The sequence below is a fragment of the Streptomyces sp. NPDC017940 genome (assembly GCF_044328435.1).
In the GTDB taxonomy this organism is placed as follows: Bacteria; Actinomycetota; Actinomycetes; order Streptomycetales; family Streptomycetaceae; genus Streptomyces.
Genome location: NZ_JBIRHJ010000004.1, coordinates 312,000 through 333,575 on the forward strand (window position 1 = coordinate 312,000; position 21,576 = coordinate 333,575).

Here is a 21,576-nt window from a genome sequence, read left to right on the forward strand (position 1 = left end):
ACACGCCGACGCGGACGGGGAACTTGCGAGTGCAACCGCATGCGTCATCATTCTGCGCATGAGCCACCCCGACCCCGCAAAGCTCGCAGGCAAGGGCGGCCTCGCCCACAGCCGGACGCCGATGACCGGCCGCGACCCGCGGGAACACGGCCGGGTGTCCACCCCCCTCGAGCTGCTGTTCGACCTGACCTTTGTGGTCGCGGTCGGCACCGCGGCCTCCCGGTTCGCCGAGATGGTCGCGGAGGGACATCCCGGCCAGGGGGTCGTCGCGTTCGCCCTCGCGATGTTCGCGATCAGCGTCGCGTGGATCAGCTTCAGCTGGTTCGCCTCGGCGTTCGGCACGGACGACTGGCTCTACCGCGTGCTGACGATGGTGCAGATGATGGGTGTCGTCGTGTTCGCCCTCGGCCTGCCCGCGATGTTCCACTCCGTGGAGGAGGGCGGCCACCTCGAACTGCGCGCCATGGTCACCGGGTACGTGGTGATGCGGATCGCGATGGTGTCGCAGTGGCGGCGCGCGGCCAGGGAGTCCCCGTCGTTCCACGCCGTGGGCACGGCGAACATCCGCTGGACGGTGATCGCCCAGGTCGGCTGGGCCGTGGTCGGCTTCGCCGACCTGCCACCGGCAGCCGTGTTCGCCGCCTTCGTCGTCCTGGCGATCCTGGAACTGGTCCTTCCGGTCCTCACCCAGGGCAGCGCGGGCGGCACGCCCTGGCATCCGCACCATGTCGCCGAGCGGTACGGCCTGTTCGCCATCATCACGCTCGGCGAGGGGGTGGTCGGCACCGTTGCTTCGTCCGGTGACCTCCTCGGCGGAGGGGACGGGACGCACTGGACCGGGAACGCGGTCGCCGTCGTCGTCGCCGGGGTCGGGCTGACCTTCGGGATGTGGTGGGTGTACTTCGCGACGCCCTTCGGCGACATCCTCGTACACCGCCGCCGTCGCGGTTATCTCTTCGGCTACGGGCACATCCCGCTGTTCATGGGGATCGCCGCCGCGGGTGCCGGGCTGCACGTGGCAGGGCTGCATCTGGAGCACCACACGAAGATCGGCGAGGTCGCCGTGGTGCTGTCCCTCGCCCTGCCGGTCGGCGTCTACCTGCTGATGGTCTATCTGCTGCACACGCTGCTGCTGTCCGCGGTCGACCGTCCGCACCTGCTGCTCATCTCCGCCACGCTCGCGGTCCTTGCCGTCGCGGTGCTGCTGTCCGCCGCCGGTGTCGCCACCGCGGTGTGCCTGCTCGTGGTGATGCTCTCCCCCTTCGTCACGGTGATCGGTTACGAGACCGTCGGCCACCGTCACCAGCAGCGGATGCTGGCGGACCTGCGTACGGGCTGAGAGCCGCCCGCCCAACCGTGGCAGGCGGCTCGCCCCCTACTGACCCGCGTCCACGTCCCTCTCCACCGGCAGCCACAGCTCGGCGTCGGCCTCGGCACCGCCGGGCGCCGTGCGGGTGCGCAGGATCTCCGGCCCCGGCCTGCTGCGGTACGGGTTGGACGGGAACCATTCGGTGAACACGTCACGCCACAGTTCCTGGATGGCCCGCGGTACGGGACCGGAGGTGGTGAAGACCGCCCAGGTGCCGGCCGGGACCGGCAGGACGGACATGCCCTCCGGGGCCTCGCGGACGGCGGACGACGTGATCACGCCCTGGTAGTAGTCGAGTTCCGTGCCCTCGGCGCGGCTCGGGTCCAGGTCGTCGCAGACCGCGACGACGCCCCGCGGCTCCTGGTCCGACAGTTCCTCCAGGCGCTCCAGGGTCTCCGGTCCGACGGCGCGGACGAAGTCGATGATCGCCTGATTGGGGCCCGAGTGCACGAGTGGCACCCGGGTCTTGGGACCCACGACCGTGAAAGCCGTCCTGTCGACCACGCGGTAGCGCATGCTGCTGCTCCCTTCGACGGTGAGGCGGAAGGTCAGCCGGGCCTGGGACACGAGCGCCGTGCCCTTGCGGCGGGCCTCGCCGGGGCCGACGCCGTGCATGGCGCGGAAGGCCCTGGCGAACGCCTCGCCCGAGCCGTACCCGTAGCGCACCGCGATGGCCAGGAGCGACTCGCGTCCCGCGAGCACCTCGGCACCGGCGACGGTGAGCCGACGGCGTCGGACGTACTCCGACAGCGGCATCCCCGCGAGGGCGGAGAACATGCGGCGCAGGTGGTACTCCGACGTGGCCGCGCGGCGCGCCACCTCGGCCACGTCGAGGACCTGGTCGAGGTGGTCCTCGATGTGCTCCATGCTCTGGTTCAGACGGTCGAGCACGCCCGGCCTCCTTCCTCGTTGACGCTCCTCACGCTAGGCAGCGCGCACCGTGCCCGACCCGACATCCTGTGCCCGATCCGGTCGGGTGGACCGCCGTCACTCCAAGGAATCCCGACGCCGCCGCCGGCGACGGCGGTCAGGGGTGAAGGCTACGGCTCCCGCGCGGGCTCGACCTTGACGACGACGGTGTCGTCCGGGGTCACGACGCGGCCGTCCGCCGCCTGTACCCGCAGCAGCCCCAGGGGGCGTTCGTGGCGGCGGTCCACCAGGCGTGAGTGCGGTTCGCCGGGGCGGAAGGAGTGCGCCTCGCCCCACTGCCGGAGTGCGACGACGACCGGGAAGAGGTCCTGGCCCCTGGGGGTGAGGACGTACTCCCGGTAGGCGCTGCCGTCGGACGCGGGCACCTGGTCGAGGATGCCGCCCGCGACGAGGGCCCGCAGCCGGGTGGTGAGGATGTTCTTCGCGACCCCCAGGCTGCGCTGGAACTCACCGAAGCGCCGCTTGCCGTCGAAGGCGTCGCGCACGATCAGGAGGGACCACCAGTCCCCCACGGCGTCGACCGAGCGGGCCACCGGACACTCGCTGTCGTCGAAGCTGGTCCGCTTCACCATGCCGCCACCGCCTTCCTCCCCGACCTCGCCCCGACCAGGACACCCGACCAGGACCACCACATTCGGTTGCAACATGCTACCAGCCTGGCCTACGGTCACGTGGTAGCAACTTGCAACCACTTTGAGGGGCGGGGTACGGATGGCTGCGGACTGTCGTAAGGCGCGGCACGCGGACGGCGGCGGGGCCGGTGCCAGGGGTGACACCGGCACCGGTAGTGGGGTCAGCGCCGCCGCAACGTCGCGGACCGGCGCCGGGAGGGCGCCGGGGACCGGCACCGGCCGACCGGAGCCCTCGCGCGGCACGGTCCTGCTGTTCGCCCTCGCCGGCGGATCGGCCGTGGCTAACGTGTACTTCGCCCAGCCCCTCCTGGCCACCCTCGGCCGGAGCTTCGGGGTCGGGCAGGGTGCCGTCGGCGCCGTGGTGACGGTCACGCAGATCGGTTACGGCCTCGGCCTGTTCCTGCTCGTGCCGCTCGGCGACAGGCTGGACCGCAGAAGGCTCATCACCACGCAGTCGGCACTGCTCGCGGCCGCTCTCGTGGCGCTGGGGACGGCGAGCGGCATCCCCACGCTGCTCGCGTCGGCCGCCGCGGTCGGCTTCCTCGCCGTGGTCACCCAGTCCCTGGTCGCCTACGCCGCGGCCCTCGCCGGTCCCGACCGGCGCGGTACGGTCGTGGGCCAGGTCACGAGCGGCGTCGTCCTCGGCATCCTGCTCGCCCGCACCGTCTCGGGGCTGCTGTCCGACCTCGCGGGCTGGCGCTCCGTCTACCTGGGCTCGGCCGCGGTGACCCTGCTCCTGACCACGGCCCTGCACCGCGCGCTGCCGCGGGACGGCGCGCCGCGCGCCCGCGTGCCCTACCGCGATCTCCTGCGTTCCACGGTCACGCTGTTCCTGCGCGAACCGGTCCCGCGCACCCGGGCGCTGTACGCCTTCCTCGTCTTCGCCGCGTTCAGCACGCTGTGGAGCTGCGTGGCCCTGCCGCTGAGCGAGGCACCGTACGCGTTGTCGCACACGGCCATCGGCGCCTTCGGCCTCGTCGGCGCGGCGGGCGCGCTCGCGGCGGCGCCCGCCGGCCGGCTGCACGACCGCGGACACGCCCGCGCGACCACGGGCGCCGCCCTCGCCCTCCTCGTCCTGTCCTGGATACCCCTCGCCCTCACCGGCCGCTCCCTGTGGGCGCTGGCCGCGGGCGCGATCGTGCTCGACCTGGCCGTGCAGGCCGTCCACGTCACCAACCAGAGCGTCATCTACGCCCACAGGCCCGACGCGGGAAGCCGGGTGATCGGCGGCTACATGATGTTCTACTCCACGGGCAGCGCCCTCGGAGCACTCGCCTCGACGAGCCTGTACGCGGCGGCGGGCTGGGGCGCGGTGTGTGTGCTCGGCGCGGGCTTCAGCGCGCTGGCGCTCGCACTGTGGGGCCTGACGGCGGCGTGACCCCGCGGCGGGCGGACGCCACCGGGGCCGGGACGGCCGCGCCGCACGCACCGCCACCGCCCACTAACGCTGGGCGCCGAGCCAGTCCTCGTAGCGGGTGGGAGCCAGGCGGGCACCGGGGCTCGCGATCAGGACGTCGCCCTCGACCGCCGCGAACATGCCCGCCGTGGCGTCGGTGACGACGGCGCGGTCGTCCTTGCGGGCCGCCAGCGTGCGGCGGCCCAGCTCGTCGAGGGGGAGGACGTCGGGCCCCGCGACCTCCAGGGTGCCGTTGAGGGGCTGGCCGGTGGCGACGTCGGCGAGGGCCTCGACCACCTCGGCCGCCGCGACGGGCTGGACGGGGGTGGCCGGGAGCCGGACGGTGCTTTCGTCCGCGGTCCAGGACATGACGGCGTCCATGAACTCGAAGAACTGAGTGGCGCGCACGATCGAGTACGGCGTCGCCCCCCGCTTCAGGAGGTCTTCCTGAAGGGTCTTGGCACGGTAGTAGTCCAGTTGCGGCACCCGGTCGACCCCGACGATGGAGAGGACGACCTGGTGGCGGACGCCCGCGTGCTCCCCCGCGGACAGCAGGTTCCCCGAGGTGACGCGGAAGAAGTCGAGGGACGCCTCGTCGAAGGTGGGCGAGTTGGTGACGTTGACGACCGCGTCCGCGCCGGTGAGTACGCCGTCGAGCCCCGCGCCGCTGAGCAGGTCGACCCCGCTCGACAGGGAAGCGGGGACCACCTCGTGCCCCGCGGCGCCGAGGCGCGTGACGAGCTGGGAACCGATGAGTCCGGTGGCTCCGATGACCGTGATCTTCATGATCGTGCCCTTCCGTCCGTAACCGAGTGGCGCTTCCGTACCTGAATGGCGCTTCCGTATCCGAGCAGCGCTTCCGTGCCTGGATGGCGCTGCCATATCCGAGTGCCGCTTCGCCGCTCCCTCTGTTGTTGCCACACCGTCGCCCCGGGTGCCACTGGGCGGCCACGGACACGGTCCTGGTGCGGGCCGTCCAGGGCAAGACTCCACTTTGCGCAGAAAATCGAACATACGATCTACTGGCGTCATGGACCGGCACACCTTCCCCTCCGACCTGCTGGCATACCAGACGGCCTGGTACGTCACCTACGGACAACTGGCAGCGGCGCCCGCCGAGAGCGGTGGCGCCGCGCGGCGGCGCCGGCTGCTGCGCCTCTCGCGGGTCATCGCCGCCCATCCCTACTGGCAGACGCGCGCGGGGACGCCCGCCGCCCGGGTCGCACTGAAGGAAGCGGCGTACGCGCGGGCCGCCGGGGGCGGGGTGGACGGGGCGACGCCTCCGGCGGAGCCGGGCGGCGAAAACCGCTTCGGCGGCCCCCCGGCCCTCCAGTAGCGTGTCGCCATGATCACTGACTCAGCGGCCGACGAGGGCGGCTTCGTCGGGCGTGTCCTTGCATGGGCCAGGAACCAGCCGGACGTCGAGGCCGTGCCCACGGCTCCGGCGAGGCCCGCGGCTCCGGCGGCCCCCTGAGGGCGGGCGGAGGGAGACCGCTCAGGGGCGACCCGGGGAAACTACTACCCGCCAGTAACCACGGCGGCGGAGGTGCGGTATAACCTCCGGTAACCCCTCGGGTCCCGCCCGTACCGCAGAAGGAGTCCCCATGGCCCTCAACCCCGCCCGGTCCCTCGCCCGCGTCCTCGGCGGCATGGGGGCGCTGCACTTCCTCGCGCCCAAGCCCTTCGACGCGATCGTGCCGCGGCAGCTGCCGGGCGGCGCCCGCGCCTACACGTACGCGAGCGGCGTCGCCGAGCTCGCCGTGGCCGCCGCCCTGGCCTGCCCCCGCACGCGCCGCGTCGGCGGCTTCGCCGCTGCCGGCCTCGTCGCGGCGGTGTTCCCCGCGAACGTGCAGATGGCGTACGACTGGCGGCACCGCCCGGCGCCGCTCAAGGCCCTCGCCTACGGGCGCCTTCCGCTGCAAGTCCCGCTCCTCGCGTGGGCGTTGCTCGCGGCACGGCAGGGCGCCAGGGAGCAGTCGGCGGCCCCGGCGCCCGGGACCGCCGGGCCCGGCCCTCGCGCCTGACGGGGCCCGGGCCTTCCCCGCCGCCGCGCCCGCGCCCGCGACCGGGGATAATTTCGGCAGGCCGGGGAACCGGTGTGCGAACTGCCGACGACGGGGCCGAGGAGGCGTACGCCATGGGGACTGGACCCGAGAATCCGCAGCGCGGGCGACGGGGGGAGGTCCGCGGGGACGCCCGGCGGGCCTCCGACGACCTGGGGCTCCTCGACGATCTGTCCGTGGACTGGTCGAGACCCGAGCAGCCCATACTCCTCGATCAGGACGGCCACCCCCTCGACACCTGGCGGGAGAACTACCCGTACGACCACAAGCTGCGCCGCAAGGAGTACGAACGCGCCAAGCGCGTGCTACAGATCGAGCTGCTCAAGCTCCAGAAGTGGGTCAGGGAGACGGGGCAGCGGGTCGTCGTGATCTGCGAGGGCCGGGACGCGGCCGGCAAGGGCGGCACGATCAAGCGCTTCACCGAGCGCCTCAATCCGCGCGGGGCGCGGGTCGTGGCCCTGGACAAGCCGACCGAGCGGGAGAGCGGCCAGTGGTACTTCCAGCGCTATGTGACCCAGCTGCCGTCGGCCGGTGAGATCGTCTTCTTCGACCGCTCCTGGTACAACCGCGCCGGTGTCGAACGCGTCATGGGCTTCTGCACGCCCGAGCAGCACCGGCACTTCCTGGCCCAGGCCCCGGTGTTCGAGGAGATGCTGGTGCAGGACGGCGTGCTCCTGGTGAAGTTCTGGTTCTCGGTGTCCCGCAGCGAGCAGCGCACCCGGTTCGCCATCCGCCAGGTGGATCCGGTGCGGCAGTGGAAGCTGTCGCCGACGGACATCGCCTCCCTGGACCTGTGGGACGCGTACACCGCCGCGAAGGTCGACATGTTCCGTGCGACCGACACGGTGTCCGCGCCCTGGACGGTGGTGAAGTCCAACGACAAGCGGCGCGGACGTCTCGAGGCGATGCGGCACCTGCTGGCGCGCTGCGACTACCCCGCCAAGGACAAGGACAGCGCGGGCAGCCCCGACCCGCTCATCGTCGGAGCCGCGGACACCCTCCTCGAACCGGGCGAGGAACTCACCGACCTCTCCCCCACGCCGCTGGCCGACCGTTCCGAAGGACCCGGGATCCACCCGACCGACGCGGCGTAGCCGTGTACCGGCGCCCGCCCCGGGCGGGCGCCGGTCACCGCGTCACCTGCTCCGGGGGTGTTGGTGGGCGGCGAAGTGCCGTGCCACGGCGTGGAAGGACTCCTTCGGCTCCCAGTGCCACGCGGCCGTGGGGTCGTCATCCGCCCGCCACAGGGGCTTGACCAGGCCGTAGCTCGCGATGTCGTAGTCGTATCGGCGTTCACCGCGGTGCGGCGCGTCCGGCGTGACGAACTGGTACACCATCGCCGCGTGCAGATCCATCCGCTCGAACACGTCCAGGACCTCGGTCAGATACCGGGCCTGAACGTGCTCGCTGCGCCGCACGCCGGGGCGCACCTCCGGCCTGGGCTTGTCGTAGTCGACGGCGTCCCAGCCCATGCCGCCCGCCTCGGGGGCACCCTCGAAGGTGCAGGTGCCGCACTCCGTGATCGCGACGGGCTTGCCCCACTTGCGGTAGGGGCTCAGCTCCTCCACGTATCCCCGGGGGTCGGCGAAGTACGAGTAGTAGTTGACGCTGACGAGGTCGAACAGGTCCCAGTCCACCTTGTCGCCGAACGCGGCACCATAGGTCAGCGGCCCGCGGAACACCCGGCGGCCCGTCTCCGCGGCCAGAGCGACGAACCGGTCGAGCTTGCGCTGCGCCCGCTCGGGGTCCCAGTTCCCGGCCAGCATGTTCTGTACGCGCTCCACCGCGTTGTCGCCGGGGACGATGCCGGGCACGAACAGGATGAACTCGCACCCCACGCTCAGGTACACCCGTGCGCCCTGCGCGCGCAGCCGCTCCGCCTCGCGGCCCGTCTCCGCCAGGTGGTCGAGGATCTGCCGCTCGGGGAGGTCGGCGAGGCGCGGCTGGAGCCATACGTGCAGTCCGCGCCCGGCGGCCTCGCTCGCGGTGGCGGCGAGGCGCTCCACGCCGGTGCCGAAGGCGACGACGGAGTTCGCGTGCAGATCGCACGCGACGGCCCGCAGGTCGGACCGCATCCGTGTACGGTCCCAGCCCGTGTGCGGTGTCTCCCCGTCCTGGCACTCGTACATCACACCGCGGTACGTGAGCCCGCGCGCGGCCCGACCGGCCCGCCCGACCCGTTCACCCACCACCGGCACCGCCGCCACCGCCCGCCCCGCACCCACCAGCGCCCCGACCCCCGCCGCCGCGGCCCCGGCCACGAAACTCCCTCGCGTCATCGACGTCTTCCACATCCACCGCTCCCACCGTTGTCGATCGCCAACCGGACTCCTCCAGGGTCGACGCCGGGCGGGGGCAGGTTCATCGGCCATCGGTCGCGGCGACGGTAACCAAAGTCGCGGGCGTCCCGTTCGCGCGACCACTCGGGACGGGTCGAAGGACACGGCGTCCGTGGGTGTGTGCCCTGCCTCATTCGTGACGCCGCGCTCGGGTCTTCGCGGTTTCTGGTCGTGGCGTGCGCGCCCATGTGGTTGCGTGCCGTGGAGCGGTCGTTCTCAAGGGATGTGTGTGATGTCTGATGTGTGTCTGGATGCTGCGCGCCGTGTGTGCGAGGTGGCTGCTGGTGGCTCGTTGCTGCCCGGCACTTCGGAGGTCGAGGTGGAGGCTCGGGGTGTCGAGGCCGTACTGGCCGTCCGACTTGACGTCGCGGAGGTGGAGCGTCGAGCGGGAGAGGATGTGCCGCCGCTGCTGGACATGGGTGTTCTGGAGAGCCTGTTGCACCTGCCGGCCGGCTTGCCGGTGCCGGTTGCGTCTCTCACGGCGCGGGAGCGTGCGCGGCTGCGCCGGTGCCCGAAAGGTGTGCTGGAGCGGAGCGACGGGCACGTGATGCGACGCCTGGTGCGGCCACTCGACGTGGATGTGGTGGTGGTGCGGACGGCGAGACCTGTGCGGAGCGCGCTGCTGCGGGCAGGCCGGTTCGGCGCGTATGCCGCGTCGGTGGTGTGGCTGGACGACTGCGCGGACAGCACGGAGCTGTTGGTGATGGAGGCCGGCGTGTACGGTCTCGGCGTGGTGCGGACCCGCGCGGATGAGGCGCCGCAGTTGCTGGTGGCGCCTCGGCCGTCGTCGCGGTTCGGACACACGTCCGCCGGGTGGCTGTTCGCCGAGCAGGTGTACGCACAGCTGCTGGGAGCTAGTCGGGGCCTCCTGCCCACTCGTTGAGCCAGCGCGGGACTTCGAGAGCTCCGGGGTCGGAGATCTCCTCGCGGAGCCGCTGATGGGCTTCGCGGGCGTCGTGACAGAGCTGTTCCCACACAGAGCGCCGGTCGGAGCCCGCCGTGGTGCGCTGGAGATCGTCGGCCCAGGGCAGCCAGGTGGCGATGTTGTGGCGGTTGGCTTCCTCCTGGTCGCTGTGGTTGTGGTCGAAACGGACCAGGCTGCGGCCTCGGCAGACGGAGCAGTGGCAGAGCGGGGCGGGCACCCTGCCGTAGAGGTCTCGCAGCTTGTCGGCCTTGAAGTAGCCCATGAGCTGCGGGTGCAGGACCATCGTCGTGACGTTGCTGCCTTTGGGCAACGGTGGCGGCACGCTGCCGGGCTGCCGGACGTGCCTCATTGCGGTTTGCATGCCGATCGAGGCGAAGAGGGCTCCGTGCGCGTAGGCGTCGAGTCCGGCGAGGTCGGTGCGGATGAGGGCGACTCGTTCCAGGCTGGTGATCAGGTGGCGCAGCGCGGTGACGGTGCCCTTGGCGGCGAGGGGATTCTTTGCGGCGCCGAGAGCGATGCCCTTGATGTGCGGCAGGTCGGCCAGCCGGCTGATCAGGTACTCGAGGTCGTCGGGCTCGCGCAGCCATCTGTGGTCGAGTGGCAGGGTGAGGATGGTCGTGTGCGCCTCGAGGCTTCGGGCGGCCTGAACTGCGGCGGTCACCGCTCGCCGATCCCCGGCGCGGATGTATCGGGTGGGGGTGAGGCCTGCGGCGGCGCCGTTGCTCAGCTGTCCTTGTTGGAGGGCACGGAGCTCTTGTGTGTCGTCTTCTTCGAACAGGGACTGTTGGCCGTTCCTGTTGTGGCTTGCGAGCCTGAAGGGTTCCTCGGCGGTGGCGAAGTCGCCGTAGCTGTCCGGGTCGACGAGTTGGAGTTGTCTGCCTGGCGCCTGACGGTGGAAGGTGCCGGCCGCCGGGAGCGCGTCAGCACCGCAGAGGATGATTCCGTCGTGGTCCTTCGCGGACAGTGCTGGGCTCGTACCGTTCCTGGTACTGGCCCTGGTATGTACGAGGATCCTGTCTTGCAGGACTTTCCAGGCGGGTTCTGTTCGGCGTAAATGATCGCCGGGTCGCTCTGTCATCCGGCCCTCCCCCGGTCACGGATCCCGATGTCCCCACTTCAAAGAGTGCAAGCGCCAAGAAGGGGCGACAAGGGGGCGTACCCGCGGCGCGCGCCGGTCGACGTGCCTGTAGCGCGCCCCTTTGGACCGCGCAGTGCACCGCTCGGCAGAATGGTGACCGTCACGGCGCCGTTCGTCGTCGGGCAGGGTGGGTGGTCGTGACTGCTGACTGGGAGTGGGACGAGACGTTGTTCGCGGGGAGCGCCGCGTACTACCGGCGGGGGCGTCTGCCGTATGCCCCCGGGCTCGCGGAGGTGCTGGGCGCGGCCCTCGGGCTCGACGGGTGCGGGCGTCTTGTCGACGTGGGGTGCGGTCCGGGGACGCTCGCTCTGCTGCTCGTGGAGTTGTTCGGCGAGGTCGTCGGCGTCGATCCGGACGGTGGGATGATCGCCGAGGCCGAGCGTGCGGCCGCCGCCCAGGGGGTTTCCGGGAAGGCGCGCTGGGTGCGGGCGCGGGCCGAGGAACTGCCCAGGGGTCTGGGCACGTTCACGGTCGCCGCTTTCGCGCAGTCCTTCCACTGGATGGACCGTGACCTGGTGGCGACGACGGTGCGGGGCATGCTGCGGCCCGGCGGGGCACTGGTGCACGTGTCGGATCTGAAGTCGCGGACGCCCACCGCGGAGGGGCTCCCACACCCCGTGGTCCCCGACGCGGCGGTCGGGGACCTGGTGCGGCGCTACCTGGGGGAGGTGCGGCGGGCGGGAGCCGGGACGCTGCGGCACGGTACCCCGGGCGGGGAGGCGGCGGTGCTGCTGCGGGCGGGGTTCGTCGGGCCCGAGCGTCATGTCGTGCCCGGTGGGCGGGTCCTTGAGCGGTCGGAGGACGACGTCGTCGCCGGGGTGTTCTCGATGTCGTTCTCCGCACCGCACCTGTTCGGCGCCCGGCGGGACGCCTTCGAGGCGGAGTTGCGGGGCCTGCTGCGTACGGTCTCGCCGTCCGGATTGTTCTCCGCGCGGCAGCCGGGCACGGAGGTGTGCGTGTGGCGGGCGGGGCGGCCGGACTGAGCCGCTCCGCCGGTCCGCACCGCGCCCGCGCCCGCGGCGACGATGAGGGCGACGGCCAGGCACTGCGGACCCGAGAGTGTCTGGCCGAGTACCAGGAACCCGGCCAGGGCCGCGATCGCCGGGGCCAGGCTCGTCAGCACGGCGAAGGTCGCCGCGGGCAGTCTGCGCAGGGCGAGGAGCTCCAGCGCGTACGGGACCCCCGACGAAAGGAGCGCCACGCCGAGGCCGAGCGCGAGCACCTCGGGCTCCAGGAGTGCGCTGCCCGCCGAGGCCCAGCCGAGGGGCAGGCTCACCAGCGCGGCCACCGCCATCGCCACGGCGAGGCCGTCGAGGCGCGGGAAGCGGGCCCCCGCCCGGGAGCTGAGGACGATGTACGCGGCCCACATGGCGCCCGCGCCGAGCGCGAACCCGGCGCCCGTCCAGTTGAGCGCGCCGAGGCTGCCACGGCCGAGCAGGAACACCCCCGCGAACGCCAGCCCGGCCCACGCCAGGCTGGCCGCCCGGCGAGCGACGGCGACGGAGAGCAGCAGCGGCCCGAGGACTTCCAACGTCACCGCCGGGCCCAGCGGGATACGGTCGATCGCCTGGTAGAAGAGGATGTTCATGCCGCCGAGCGCCAGCCCGTACGCGACGGCTACGGCCCAGTCCCTACGGTTGTGGCCGCGCAGCCGGGGGCGGCAGACGAGGAGCAGCAGCACGGCTGCGAGCGTCACGCGCAGCGCCACCACGCCGAGGGCGCCCGCGCGGGGGAAGAGCAGCGCCGCGACGGCGGAGCCGAACTGCACGGACAGCGCGCCTGCCAGCACCAGGCCGACGCCCCGGAGGCTGCCGCCCCCGGCGGACCCGGCCACAGCCCTCGCCCTTGCGGGTGCCGCGCCCGGCCCGGGGGCGGACGTTCCCGGCCTTGCGGTCAGCGCTGCTGGGCCTGTGGCGGACGTTTCCGACTCGGCGGCCAAGACTCCCGGCCCTGTGACAGGCGTTCCCGACCCGGCAGCCAGCCCCACCGGCCCTGCGGCGGACGTTCCCGACCCGGCAGCCAGCCCTACCAGCCCTACGGCAGGCATTCCCGACCTGGCCGCCAAGGCCCCCGACCCTGCGGCCGACGCCCCCGCCCCCGCGCCGACCGCGCCCACCTCGTCCCCGGTGTATGTCATGCCCCCACGCTAGGAAGCGGTGCGCGCCGTGTGAAATGCCTGTCGGGCGGTGGTTATGCTCGCTGGGCATGACCATGGAACTGCGCCATCTGCGGGCCTTCCTCGCCATCGCCGAGGAGGGCGCGATCACGCGCGCCGCAACCCGGCTGCACATCGGTCAGCCCGCGCTCTCCCGCACGTTGCGCCAGCTGGAGACCCATCTCGGCGTCCGCCTGGTCGACCGCTCCACGCACCACCTCGAACTCACGGCGGCGGGCCGTACGTTCCGTGACCGGGCCGCCGCGGCCCTCGCGGCCGTGGATAGGGCGTTCGACCCCGGGTCGCTCGCCGCGCTGCCGCTGCGTCTCGGGCACTCCTGGGCCGCGCTCGGGGATCTGACCCTGCCGCTGCTGCGCCGTTGGGACGAGGAGCATCCCGACGTGCCCCTGGAGCTGCGCCGCGTGGACGACCGTACGGCAGGACTCGCCAGGGGCGTCGTCGATGTGGCGCTGCTGCGCGGGGAGGTGGCCGAGCCGGGCCTGGTCACGGAGTTGCTGCTCGAGGAGGAGCGGGTGGCGGTGGTGCCCGCGGGCAGCGGCCTGGCCGCGCGCGACACCCTGACCCTCGCCGACCTCGCGTCGTGGCCGGTCGCCCTCAACACGGTGGCGGGGACGACCACGTTGGACCTGTGGCCCGCCTCCGGCCGCCCCACCGGGACGGTCGAGGTCGCCAACACGGACGAGTGGCTCACGGCCGTCGCGGTGGGCCGCGCGGTGGGCATCTCGACGTCGGCGACACCCCGTCTGCACACGCACCCCGCGATCGTCTACCGCCCGCTGACGGACGCGCCGCCGGTGCCCCTGGTCCTGGCCTGGCGCTCCGGCACCCCCACCCATCCGGCGATCGGGGCCTTGGTCCGGCTGGCCAGGGACCTGGTCGCCGGGCACTGAAACCCGAACGGTGCACGGCGGGCCGCGCGGACGTGGCAACCGCGCGAACGGGCGGAACCCCGTCGGACGCCCGAGCGGACGCCCTCTCAGATCTGCTCGGGCCTTGCTCCGGCATGCTCGGGCATGCGCAACGACGAAGCCCCGCACATCTGTCAGATGTGCGGGGCTTCGCTCCTGGAGCGCCCGGCAGGCCTTGCACCTACATTTCCCATCGGATGATGGACGTCTTTCCTTGGACCACAGACGCGTGACTCCCGTGTCCTGCACCGGAGTTGCACCCTGAGCCTACACCAGCTCCGACCTCACCCCGACCACCACGAGCCACCCCGGCGCCGTTCCCCGTTCACATGGCGGCAGTCGCGCCCCCGCACCCGCAGCTCCGCCGCTGGATCAGCTCGGACTCGGGCTCGGGCAGCGACCAGGGGGCAAACGCTGATCGAAGCGGCCGCTCGGCTCAAACGCGTCCCAGCGCGTAAGCCACCCCCTCGTCCAGCACCTCCGTCCGGCCCCTCTCGAACGCCGTCTCGAAGGCGCGGTCGCCCAGGGCGCCCCGTGCCTGGCGCTCGCACTGCCCGCAGGCGGCGATCAACTCCGCCACCCCGGCCTGTGGTGCGCCGACGGTCGCCCAGACCTGGTCGGCGAGGCCCAGCAGGCGGGCCACCCGTTCGGCCTGGCCCGCGGCCGACGCCACCCGGGCGAGGACGGCGACCGTCAGGCCGACGCCCAGGGAGTCGTGCATGCGGTGCTTCACCTCCAGGGCGTCGCGGGCGTGGCGGCGTGCGGCCCGGGGGCGGTGCCGCCTCAGCTCCGCCTGCGCGAGGAAGAAGTCGGCGTAGGCGCGCATCCAGCGCTCGCCCCTGCGGTCGCAGGCCGCGCGCATCCGGCCCATCAGGACGACGGCCCGGCCGACCTCCCCGCGGACGAGGTGCACATGGCACTGGGAGCACCAGGCCAGGAGGACGGCCAGCGGCAGTCCGCCGCCGAGCGCGTCCGCCGTGCCCGGGTACCCGGACAGCACCTTCCCTGCCGCCGCCTCCGCCGCGTCCAGGTCGCCGTCACTGCTCTTCGCGGCCGCGTAGGCGCTGAGGGCGGTGCGGGCCTCGTACACGTCGCCGTCCCGCTCGGCGGCGGCGAGGGACTCGGCGGCGCGGACCGCGCCGCCCTCCTTGTCACCCCGGCACACGAGCACGAGGGCGAGCGCCCACAGGGCTCTGCTCCGTGCGCGGCCCGGCCTCGCGTCGGCGGCCAGGGCCCGCTCCAGGAACGCCTGCCCCTCGCGGGTGAGACCGCACGCGGACCAGAAGAACCACAGCGAGCCCGCCAGGTCGAGAGCCGTCCCGTCCTTCTCCACGAGGCTGAACTCCAGAGCCGCCCGCAGGTTGTCGTGCTCGGCGTGCATCCGGTCGTACCAGCGGTACTGATCGGGTCCGAGCCACGCGGCGCCGCCCCGCCGGGCCAGGTCGAGGCAGCCGTCCCGGTGCCTGCGCCGCAGCGCGGGCTCCTCGCCGAGGTCGTGCAGCCAGTGGACGCCGTACTCGCGGATGGTGTCCAGCATCCGGTACCGCTCGCCGCCGCCCGTGGGCAGCCAGGTCAGAACCGACTTGTCGACGAGTGCGGCCAGGAGCGCAGGGACGTCCGCGCGCGGGAGCCGTTCGTCGGTGCAGACCCGCCGCACCGCCGCGGCGTCGAAGGAGCCCGCGAAGACCGAGAGGCGGGCCCACAGGAGCCGTTCGGGAGGGGTGCACAGTTCGTGGCTCCAGCCGACCGCGGTGCGCAGCGCGCGGTGCCAGGGAGGCTCGGTCGGCCCGGTCCCGTACCGCGTACCCGCGATGTCGTCGAGGACGGCGAAGCGGTCGTCCATCCGCTCCGTCAGTTCGGCGAGGGGCAGTTCCCGCAGCCGGGCCGCGGCCAGCTCGATGGCGAGGGGCAGGCCCTCCAGCCTGGCGCAGAGCCTCAGCAGATCACCGCGGTTGGTGTCGGTCACGGTGAATCCGGGGACCGCCTCCGCGGCCCGGACGGTCAGCAGGGTCAGCGCGTCGGACTCCGGCGCGGTCCGGGCCGTGCGGACCGGCAGGGTGAGGGGTTCGACGGTCACGACCTGTTCGATGGGCAGGCCGAGCGGGCTCCGGCTGGTGGCGAGGACCCTCAGGCCCGGGGAGAGCGCGAGCAGGGCCTCGGTGACGGTCCGGCAGTCGTCGATGAGGTGCTCGCAGGTGTCGAGTACGAGGAGCAGCTCACGCCCCGCCAGATATGCGGCCACCGACTCGATCACCGGCCGGGCCGGCCTGCCGGGCACGCGGAACGACTCGGCGATGGCGTGCGCCAGGAGCGCGCCCTCGTGCAGGGGGGACAGTTCCACCAGCCAGACGCCGTGCCGGAAGCGTGCGGCCAGCAGTCCCGCGGCCTTCAGGGCGAGCCGGGTCTTGCCCACTCCCCCGGCGCCGGTGAGGGTCACCAGCTGCGACCGCGCGCACATCCGGCACACCCGTTCCACCTCACCGTGCCGCCCGACCCAGCTCGACGTCTCCGCTGGCAGGTTGCCCGGTTGCGCGTCCTCGACCACCGTGGCGGCCCCCTCTCCCGTCGTGCCGGTCCCGTGACCGCGCGGCGGCCGGTGCACGTTCCGCGACGCCGCACACTGCCCGAGGTCACCGTGCCGCGTCTCGGGAAGGGCGCAAGTGACTCCGCACGGGGACCGCGGGGACCGCGGGGAGTGCGGTGAGTGCGGGGAGCGCGATGAGCACGAGCAGCACGGCAAGTACGGGGAGCACGAGGACGCGGAAGCAGGCCGTCCGCCGCGGGGCGCCTCAGACCCGGTCGGCGACGATCAGCAGATACTGGAAGCTGCCGTTGGCATAGGCGGCGAGGAACGTTTCCTCGATGCCGGTCGTCAGGTGTTCAGCCTGTCTGCGCAGCTCCCAGTAGGGCACGGCGGCGGCGGTCAGGTCCTGGACGTGCACGGGTACGAGCCGGTTGCGGGCCAGGGCGCGGAAGTACTCCGAGCGCGGGTGGATGTCGCAGATGTAGTGGGCGTTGATGAGGGACACCTCGCGGGAGGCCCGTCCGTAGGCGTCGTCGTGGCAGCCGGTGATCGTCACATAGCGGCCGCCGCGGCGCAGCAGCCGGGCGTGCTCGGCGAACAGCAGCTCCAGTTCGACGTACATCGTGGACTCGTTGTTCCACGAAGCCGCGTACGCGCCGGAGGGGAACCCGGTGTCGAGCATGTTCCGGTGGTGGTAGCGCACCTTGTGGTCGATGCGCCGCCTGCGGGCCTGCTCCGTGGCGAAGTCGGCCTGCTTGGCGGAGATCGTGACGCCGTCGGCGAAGCAGCCGTACCGCAGATGTGCCACGACCGAGCCGCCGCCGCGCCCGCAGCCGGCGTCGAAGACGCGGTCCTCGGGGGTGAGGGGGCCGAGGTGGGTGGCGAGCAGCTCGGCCTGCGCCTGTTCTAGCCGGTGCAGTTCGGCGGTGATGCGCGCCCGCCGGTGATCGGCTGCGGAAGGGGACTCGGGGGCGCCCTCGGAGTCGGGGGCGCCCTCGGGGTCGGGGGCGCCGGAGGAGCCGGTGGCGCTTCCGGGACCGGGGGCGCTCTCGGGGTCGGGGGCGCCCCGGGCGCCGGTGTCGAGCACCGACCAGTCGACTTCCCCGATGCCGTAGTGGTGGTGGTAGAGGTCGTCGAGCTTCCCGAGTTCGAGGTTGACCGGGTTCTCCTCGGCGTTCCAGTAGTCCGCGACGCGGTGCTGGTACGTGGACTGGGGCGGGATCTGCGCTGCCGTGGAATCGGCGTCGGCGATGGTCAACGGGGGGCTCCTCGTGGCGCGGGGTGAGCGGTTGGGTCACCGGTGGCCGGGCGGGCGGCGGACGGGTCCGAGGGCTCCGCGACGCCTGGCGGTGGCCTGGCGACGGCACTCCGCACAGCCTGGGGTGAGTTCCATGGGCATGCCAGGCAAGCCAACAGCCCCGGCGGGGAGCGCGGAACCGCGTGCGGCACGTCACCGGACGCGTTGGGATGTTCCTGAAGCACACCCCGCTCCCGGCGGCGTACCCGGGCCGGGAGCGTGCTGCCGCTTCCGGGGCCCGACTCCGCGCGCCGGGCGCGGCACGCGCACGGGAGCCGCCTTCGCAGGCGACCGGCGCACTTGCCGCGCCCCTGGTCAGCGAGCGCGCCCGTACGAGAGAACGGGCGGCACGCCCGTGGAGAGCGTGCCGCCCGCTCGGCGGTCACCGGGGAGACCGGGTGCGGCCCTGACGGTTACGTGCCGTCAGGTGCGCGCCCCCGCGGTCTCCTTGCACTCGGCCGCTTCGGCCCCCGCCGACCGCTGTGTACGGGCCGGTCCGGCGTCGTCCCGCTGGGTACGGGCCGCGGCGTCGTCGGCCGTGCGGTCCGCGGCGTCGTCGGGGACGGGCGTGTCGCTGGCGCCCTCCGACCCGTCCTTGGACGGCGTGACCGTGACGCCGAGCGCCCGGGCCTCGGCGCCGACCGCCGCGTCGTGCCGTTCGGCCCAGCCCGTGAGCTCCATGGCACAGGCGTGGTCCATGTGCCGCAGTCCCGACAGGTCCAGTTCCGTCCTGCGGTCGTGCGGAAGCGCCTCGAGCCGGTCGAGGATCTTGGGCAGCCGCAGGAACGTGGCGTTGCCGACCACGCGGACCCGGATCGTGCCGCTGCCCTCGAGTCCTTCGACCTCCAGGTGGACGTGCGAGGTCTCCCAGGCGGTCTTGGCGATGGCGAGCCCCATGCCGATGAGGACGCCCTCGAACATGTTGGTGACGACGATCGCCAGAGCCGTGACGGCGAGGACGACGGCCTCACCGCGGTGCGTGCGCCACAGCGGCCCGAAGTCCTTGACCGGCATCAGCTTCCAGCCCGCGTGCACGAGGACGCCCGCCAGGGCGGCCACCGGGATGATCCCGAGCGCCGCGGGGAACGCGGCGGCGAACGCGAGCAGCCAGACGCCGTGCAGCACCCGGGAAGCCTTGGTCTTCGCACCGGCCGAGACATTCGCGGAGCTGCGTACGATCACCGCGGTCATCGGGAGCGCGCCGAGCACCCCGCACAGGGTGTTGCCCGCGCCCTGCGCCATCAGCTCCTTGTCGTAGTCGGTACGGGGGCCGTCGTGCATGCGGTCCACGGCCGCCGCGCTGAACAGCGACTCCGCGGACGCGATCAGGGTGAAGGCGATGACGGTGCCGATGGCACCCATGAGGGCGCCGCCCTCCACCAGGGCGGAGAAGGTGTCGCCGCCCGGCAGTTGCACCGAGTCGACGAGTCCGTGCACCTCGACCTTCGCCACCGGCAGGTCGAGGAGGAACACGGCGAGCGTCGCGAGGACGACCGCCGCGAGCGGTGCGGGCAGCACCCGGGCGGCCCGTCGCCACCGCGGCCACAGCACCAGGACGGCGATGGTGCAGGCACCGAGGGCGAACGCGCTCAGGGCGTCACCGGAACCGGCCGTGTCGGCGGCGAGGCGCGGCAGTTCAGCGAGCTTGTCGAGGCCGGACGCGGGGGCCTTCGCGTCGACGAGGGCGTACAGCTGTCCGGCTATGAGGACCAGGCCGATACCGGCGAGCATGCCCTGGACCACGGCCACGGAGATCGCACGGAACCAGCGGCCGAGGCCGAGGGCCCCCATGGCCAGTTGGAGGAGCCCGGCGGTGAGGACCAGGGCGCCGAGGGCGGCGAGGCCGTACTCCTGCACGGCTTCGTAGACCAGCACGGTCAGGCCGGCGGCGGGGCCGCTGACCTGGAGGCTGCTGCCGGGCAGCAGACCGGTCAGGAGACCGCCGACGATGCCGGTGACCAGGCCGAGTTCGGCGGGCACGCCGGAGGCGACGGCCACTCCGACGCACAGGGGGACGGCGACGAGGAAGACCACGATCGACGCGGTGAAGTCCGCTCGCAGTGTGGAGAAGTCACGCACTGGGGGCCTTTTCATAGGGGTTTCGTCTGCCTTCGCAGGGGTCGCGGGGCGCACGGGAGTCACAGGGGCAGGAAGACGTCGGTCTCGGGGTCGTGCGCCATGACCAGGCCGGTGTGGACCTCGTAGTACCAGCCGTGGAGGCGTACGGCGCCGGTGTCGAGGCGCTCGCCGACACAGGGGTGGCCACGCAGCCGCTCCAGCTGTTCGCGCACATGGCGCTGGACGGCGCCGGCGACCGTGGGGCCGTCGTCGCAGGGCAGTCCGCCGGAGACCTGGCGGTCCAGCCAGTCCCGTACGACGGGCAGCCCGGTGAGGTCGTCGCCGCGGGCCCGCGCGCCGACGGCACCGCAGTGCGAGTGGCCGCAGACCACGATGTCGGCGACGCCGAGCACCCGCATCGCGTACTCGATCGTCGCGGCTTCGGCTCCGGCGGGGCGGTCGGGCTCGTAGGGCGGCACCGCGTTGCCCGCGGTGCGCAGTTCGAAGAGTTCACCGGGGCGCGCACCGGTGATCAGCGACGGTACGACCCGGGAGTCGGAGCAGGTGATGAAGAGGGCGAGCGGGGACTGACCGGCGGCGAGCCTGCCGAACGTCTCCTGTTCTTCGCGCCGTTCGGCGATGCGGGCGGTGAACCCTCGGGCATGGGCGATGAAGGTCTCCATGGCGGAGACACCTCCTGGGGTGTCGGTGTCGGTGTGGGTGGGGGTGTGCGGGCCGTGGGCCCGTGGGGCACCCCTCAGGAGCGCGACACGCAGAGGAGGATCAGCAGCCCGGCGCCCGCTCTGCGGGGATCGGCGGGGCCGGAGCGGGAACAGCCGGGCCCCGGGTCGATGCGCGGGTCGGGGCGGCAGTGCGTCAGGGACCACGCCCAGAAGGGGGCGGCGCAGCTGCGGGCGACGGGTACGTGGGGGCGGTTGCGCGGGAGGTGCCGGGGCTGATGCAGGACTTCGCCGTCCCGGAGGGCTCGTTCCTTCGTCTCCTCGGCCGCCGGGTAGGTGTCCGGCGCGGCGGACGGCAGGGCGGACGCGGCGGCGGGGGTCGCGGCGGCGGCCGGGGCCGCGCCGCCGAGGAGGAGCGTCAGCAGGGCGATCACCGCTGCCGTCGCCCACTGGCGCGCCCGTGCCGGGACGGTCGTCAGGGGGCGGCGCGGTGTCGCTCCCGGGTCCGGCCTGGTGTCCGCGGGCGTGACCGGGTGCGCGTCCGGGCGGCCGGTGGCGAAGTGCGTCATCGGTTCAGGGTGTTCGGTGTGCTGGGGGCGGGCTCACGGCCGGTGCCGCGCACGGGTCCGGTCGGCCGCGGCCGGCTGCTTCGCCGGTACGGGACCACCCGCGCCCTCGTCGAACTTCTCCACGTCGTACCTCCTGGGAAGGGGGTTGCGCGGCGGGCTCGATGCGCATTCACCGCTGCAATTCAAAGTAAAAGCGATGCCAAGTCAAAGTCAAAGGTGAGCAATCCCGCACTGGCTCAAAAACCCTCTGTCGGCGCCACTTTGGCCTGATCCCTTTTGAATCACCGCGCGTCGTTCACGATCTCTTCACCTGCGCGGCGCCGTGATGTCCCACGAGAGCGCTGCCGCAACCCCGCTCGTCACACAACTCCCTTGACCAGCAGATACCAGACAGGGGTGGCGCGTTCGCACCCGTGGGGAGCTTGACCGCCCGCCGCCGCGAAGGGCGGAAACGCAGGTGAGCGAGCTCCCCCACGGCAAAAGGCCCCCTCCGTCGGTCACATGAGAAGGCCTTCATGTTTCCTGCGTGTTTCATGCCGCTCTCCCTTTAACTCGAACACAGGGCGGGCATG

At 72.8% G+C, this 21,576-nt stretch carries 19 protein-coding genes and 1 pseudogene; 9 read left to right on the top strand and 11 right to left on the bottom strand.

What is annotated here, in order from left to right:
- The first annotated feature begins 58 nt into the window (after positions 1-58).
- Complete coding sequence (locus tag ACH4DX_RS15800) at positions 59-1,339, top strand: low temperature requirement protein A (RefSeq protein ID WP_398155481.1); 1,281 nt, start codon at positions 59-61, stop codon at positions 1,337-1,339.
- Positions 1,340-1,375: 36 nt separating this feature from the next.
- On the opposite strand, the gene ACH4DX_RS15805 is transcribed toward ACH4DX_RS15800, so the two are convergent.
- Positions 1,376-2,260: a GyrI-like domain-containing protein gene (locus tag ACH4DX_RS15805; RefSeq protein ID WP_398155482.1), complete on the bottom strand. Its 885-nt coding sequence runs from the start codon at positions 2,258-2,260 to the stop codon at positions 1,376-1,378.
- Between the two features lie 149 nt (positions 2,261-2,409).
- Positions 2,410-2,871, bottom strand: a complete 462-nt coding sequence (locus ACH4DX_RS15810; protein WP_398155808.1) for a winged helix-turn-helix transcriptional regulator — start codon at positions 2,869-2,871, stop codon at positions 2,410-2,412.
- Between the two features lie 139 nt (positions 2,872-3,010).
- On the opposite strand from ACH4DX_RS15810, the gene ACH4DX_RS15815 reads away from it, so the two are divergent.
- Positions 3,011-4,309 (top strand): MFS transporter, encoded by a 1,299-nt coding sequence (locus tag ACH4DX_RS15815; RefSeq protein ID WP_398155483.1) that lies wholly within the window; start codon positions 3,011-3,013, stop codon positions 4,307-4,309.
- Positions 4,310-4,372: 63 nt separating this feature from the next.
- Here ACH4DX_RS15815 and ACH4DX_RS15820 read toward each other — a convergent pair whose 3' ends face one another.
- Positions 4,373-5,113, bottom strand: coding sequence for an SDR family oxidoreductase (locus ACH4DX_RS15820; protein ID WP_398155484.1), 741 nt, complete (start codon positions 5,111-5,113; stop codon positions 4,373-4,375).
- A gap of 244 nt (positions 5,114-5,357) precedes the next feature.
- Here ACH4DX_RS15820 and ACH4DX_RS15825 point away from each other — a divergent pair, with 244 nt between their 5' ends.
- The 4 genes from ACH4DX_RS15825 (at position 5,358) to ppk2 (ending at position 7,484) form a co-directional block, all read left to right on the top strand.
- Positions 5,358-5,663 carry a hypothetical protein gene (locus ACH4DX_RS15825; RefSeq protein WP_398118913.1) on the top strand — a complete coding sequence of 102 codons (306 nt, stop codon included), beginning with the start codon at positions 5,358-5,360 and terminating at the stop codon, positions 5,661-5,663.
- Between the two features lie 9 nt (positions 5,664-5,672).
- Positions 5,673-5,801: a hypothetical protein gene (locus ACH4DX_RS15830; protein WP_398155485.1), complete on the top strand. Its 129-nt coding sequence runs from the start codon at positions 5,673-5,675 to the stop codon at positions 5,799-5,801.
- 130 nt (positions 5,802-5,931) lie between these two features.
- On the top strand, positions 5,932-6,351 hold the full coding sequence (locus ACH4DX_RS15835) for a hypothetical protein (protein WP_398155486.1): 420 nt from the start codon (positions 5,932-5,934) through the stop codon (positions 6,349-6,351).
- A gap of 113 nt (positions 6,352-6,464) precedes the next feature.
- Positions 6,465-7,484, top strand: coding sequence for a polyphosphate kinase 2 (gene ppk2 / locus ACH4DX_RS15840; protein ID WP_398118907.1), 1,020 nt, complete (start codon positions 6,465-6,467; stop codon positions 7,482-7,484).
- A gap of 42 nt (positions 7,485-7,526) precedes the next feature.
- Here ppk2 and ACH4DX_RS15845 read toward each other — a convergent pair whose 3' ends face one another.
- Positions 7,527-8,669: an abortive phage infection protein gene (locus tag ACH4DX_RS15845; RefSeq protein WP_398155487.1), complete on the bottom strand. Its 1,143-nt coding sequence runs from the start codon at positions 8,667-8,669 to the stop codon at positions 7,527-7,529.
- A gap of 292 nt (positions 8,670-8,961) precedes the next feature.
- Between ACH4DX_RS15845 and ACH4DX_RS15850 the strand changes: the two genes are divergently transcribed.
- Positions 8,962-9,612 (top strand): hypothetical protein, encoded by a 651-nt coding sequence (locus tag ACH4DX_RS15850; RefSeq protein WP_398155488.1) that lies wholly within the window; start codon positions 8,962-8,964, stop codon positions 9,610-9,612.
- On the opposite strand, the gene ACH4DX_RS15855 is transcribed toward ACH4DX_RS15850, so the two are convergent.
- Positions 9,584-10,315: a hypothetical protein gene (locus ACH4DX_RS15855; protein WP_398155489.1), complete on the bottom strand. Its 732-nt coding sequence runs from the start codon at positions 10,313-10,315 to the stop codon at positions 9,584-9,586. The two genes, ACH4DX_RS15850 and ACH4DX_RS15855, sit on opposite strands and share 29 nt — an antisense overlap.
- 614 nt (positions 10,316-10,929) lie before the next feature.
- Here ACH4DX_RS15855 and ACH4DX_RS15860 point away from each other — a divergent pair.
- On the top strand, positions 10,930-11,775 hold the full coding sequence (locus ACH4DX_RS15860) for a class I SAM-dependent methyltransferase (RefSeq protein WP_398155490.1): 846 nt from the start codon (positions 10,930-10,932) through the stop codon (positions 11,773-11,775).
- 8 nt (positions 11,776-11,783) lie between these two features.
- Here the strand turns inward: ACH4DX_RS15860 and ACH4DX_RS15865 are convergent.
- A pseudogene (locus ACH4DX_RS15865) lies at positions 11,784-12,731 on the bottom strand (EamA family transporter); the annotation flags it as partial.
- 266 nt (positions 12,732-12,997) lie between these two features.
- Here ACH4DX_RS15865 and ACH4DX_RS15870 point away from each other — a divergent pair.
- Entirely contained in the window at positions 12,998-13,858 is an 861-nt protein-coding gene (locus tag ACH4DX_RS15870; protein ID WP_398155491.1) for a LysR family transcriptional regulator, read from the top strand.
- A gap of 454 nt (positions 13,859-14,312) precedes the next feature.
- Here the strand turns inward: ACH4DX_RS15870 and ACH4DX_RS15875 are convergent, their stop codons facing one another.
- The 5 genes from ACH4DX_RS15875 to ACH4DX_RS15895 form a co-directional block, all read right to left on the bottom strand.
- Positions 14,313-16,421 carry an ATP-binding protein gene (locus ACH4DX_RS15875; RefSeq protein ID WP_398155492.1) on the bottom strand — a complete coding sequence of 703 codons (2,109 nt, stop codon included), beginning with the start codon at positions 16,419-16,421 and terminating at the stop codon, positions 14,313-14,315.
- Between the two features lie 244 nt (positions 16,422-16,665).
- On the bottom strand, positions 16,666-17,658 hold the full coding sequence (locus ACH4DX_RS15880; RefSeq protein ID WP_398155493.1) for a methyltransferase domain-containing protein: 993 nt from the start codon (positions 17,656-17,658) through the stop codon (positions 16,666-16,668).
- A gap of 462 nt (positions 17,659-18,120) precedes the next feature.
- Positions 18,121-19,791 (bottom strand): SulP family inorganic anion transporter, encoded by a 1,671-nt coding sequence (locus ACH4DX_RS15885; protein WP_398155494.1) that lies wholly within the window; start codon positions 19,789-19,791, stop codon positions 18,121-18,123.
- A gap of 44 nt (positions 19,792-19,835) precedes the next feature.
- Positions 19,836-20,438 carry a carbonic anhydrase gene (locus ACH4DX_RS15890; protein WP_398118890.1) on the bottom strand — a complete coding sequence of 201 codons (603 nt, stop codon included), beginning with the start codon at positions 20,436-20,438 and terminating at the stop codon, positions 19,836-19,838.
- 74 nt (positions 20,439-20,512) lie between these two features.
- On the bottom strand, positions 20,513-21,004 hold the full coding sequence (locus ACH4DX_RS15895) for a hypothetical protein (protein ID WP_398155495.1): 492 nt from the start codon (positions 21,002-21,004) through the stop codon (positions 20,513-20,515).
- Positions 21,005-21,576: the final 572 nt, after the last annotated feature.

Bases quoted from the DNA above. Each gene is read 5' to 3' on its own strand.
- ppk2 (WP_398118907.1), top strand. From the start codon at position 6,465: ATGGGGACTGGACCCGAGAATCCGCAGCGCGGGCGACGGGGGGAGGTC.
- ACH4DX_RS15810 (WP_398155808.1), bottom strand. From the start codon at position 2,871: ATGGTGAAGCGGACCAGCTTCGACGACAGCGAGTGTCCGGTGGCCCGC.
- ACH4DX_RS15895 (WP_398155495.1), bottom strand. From the start codon at position 21,004: ATGACGCACTTCGCCACCGGCCGCCCGGACGCGCACCCGGTCACGCCC.
- ACH4DX_RS15870 (WP_398155491.1), top strand. From the start codon at position 12,998: ATGACCATGGAACTGCGCCATCTGCGGGCCTTCCTCGCCATCGCCGAG.
- ACH4DX_RS15890 (WP_398118890.1), bottom strand. From the start codon at position 20,438: ATGGAGACCTTCATCGCCCATGCCCGAGGGTTCACCGCCCGCATCGCC.
- ACH4DX_RS15820 (WP_398155484.1), bottom strand. From the start codon at position 5,113: ATGAAGATCACGGTCATCGGAGCCACCGGACTCATCGGTTCCCAGCTC.
- ACH4DX_RS15825 (WP_398118913.1), top strand. From the start codon at position 5,358: ATGGACCGGCACACCTTCCCCTCCGACCTGCTGGCATACCAGACGGCC.
- ACH4DX_RS15815 (WP_398155483.1), top strand. From the start codon at position 3,011: ATGGCTGCGGACTGTCGTAAGGCGCGGCACGCGGACGGCGGCGGGGCC.
- ACH4DX_RS15885 (WP_398155494.1), bottom strand. From the start codon at position 19,791: ATGAAAAGGCCCCCAGTGCGTGACTTCTCCACACTGCGAGCGGACTTC.
- ACH4DX_RS15835 (WP_398155486.1), top strand. From the start codon at position 5,932: ATGGCCCTCAACCCCGCCCGGTCCCTCGCCCGCGTCCTCGGCGGCATG.
- ACH4DX_RS15800 (WP_398155481.1), top strand. From the start codon at position 59: ATGAGCCACCCCGACCCCGCAAAGCTCGCAGGCAAGGGCGGCCTCGCC.
- ACH4DX_RS15830 (WP_398155485.1), top strand. From the start codon at position 5,673: ATGATCACTGACTCAGCGGCCGACGAGGGCGGCTTCGTCGGGCGTGTC.
- ACH4DX_RS15850 (WP_398155488.1), top strand. From the start codon at position 8,962: ATGTCTGATGTGTGTCTGGATGCTGCGCGCCGTGTGTGCGAGGTGGCT.
- ACH4DX_RS15845 (WP_398155487.1), bottom strand. From the start codon at position 8,669: ATGACGCGAGGGAGTTTCGTGGCCGGGGCCGCGGCGGCGGGGGTCGGG.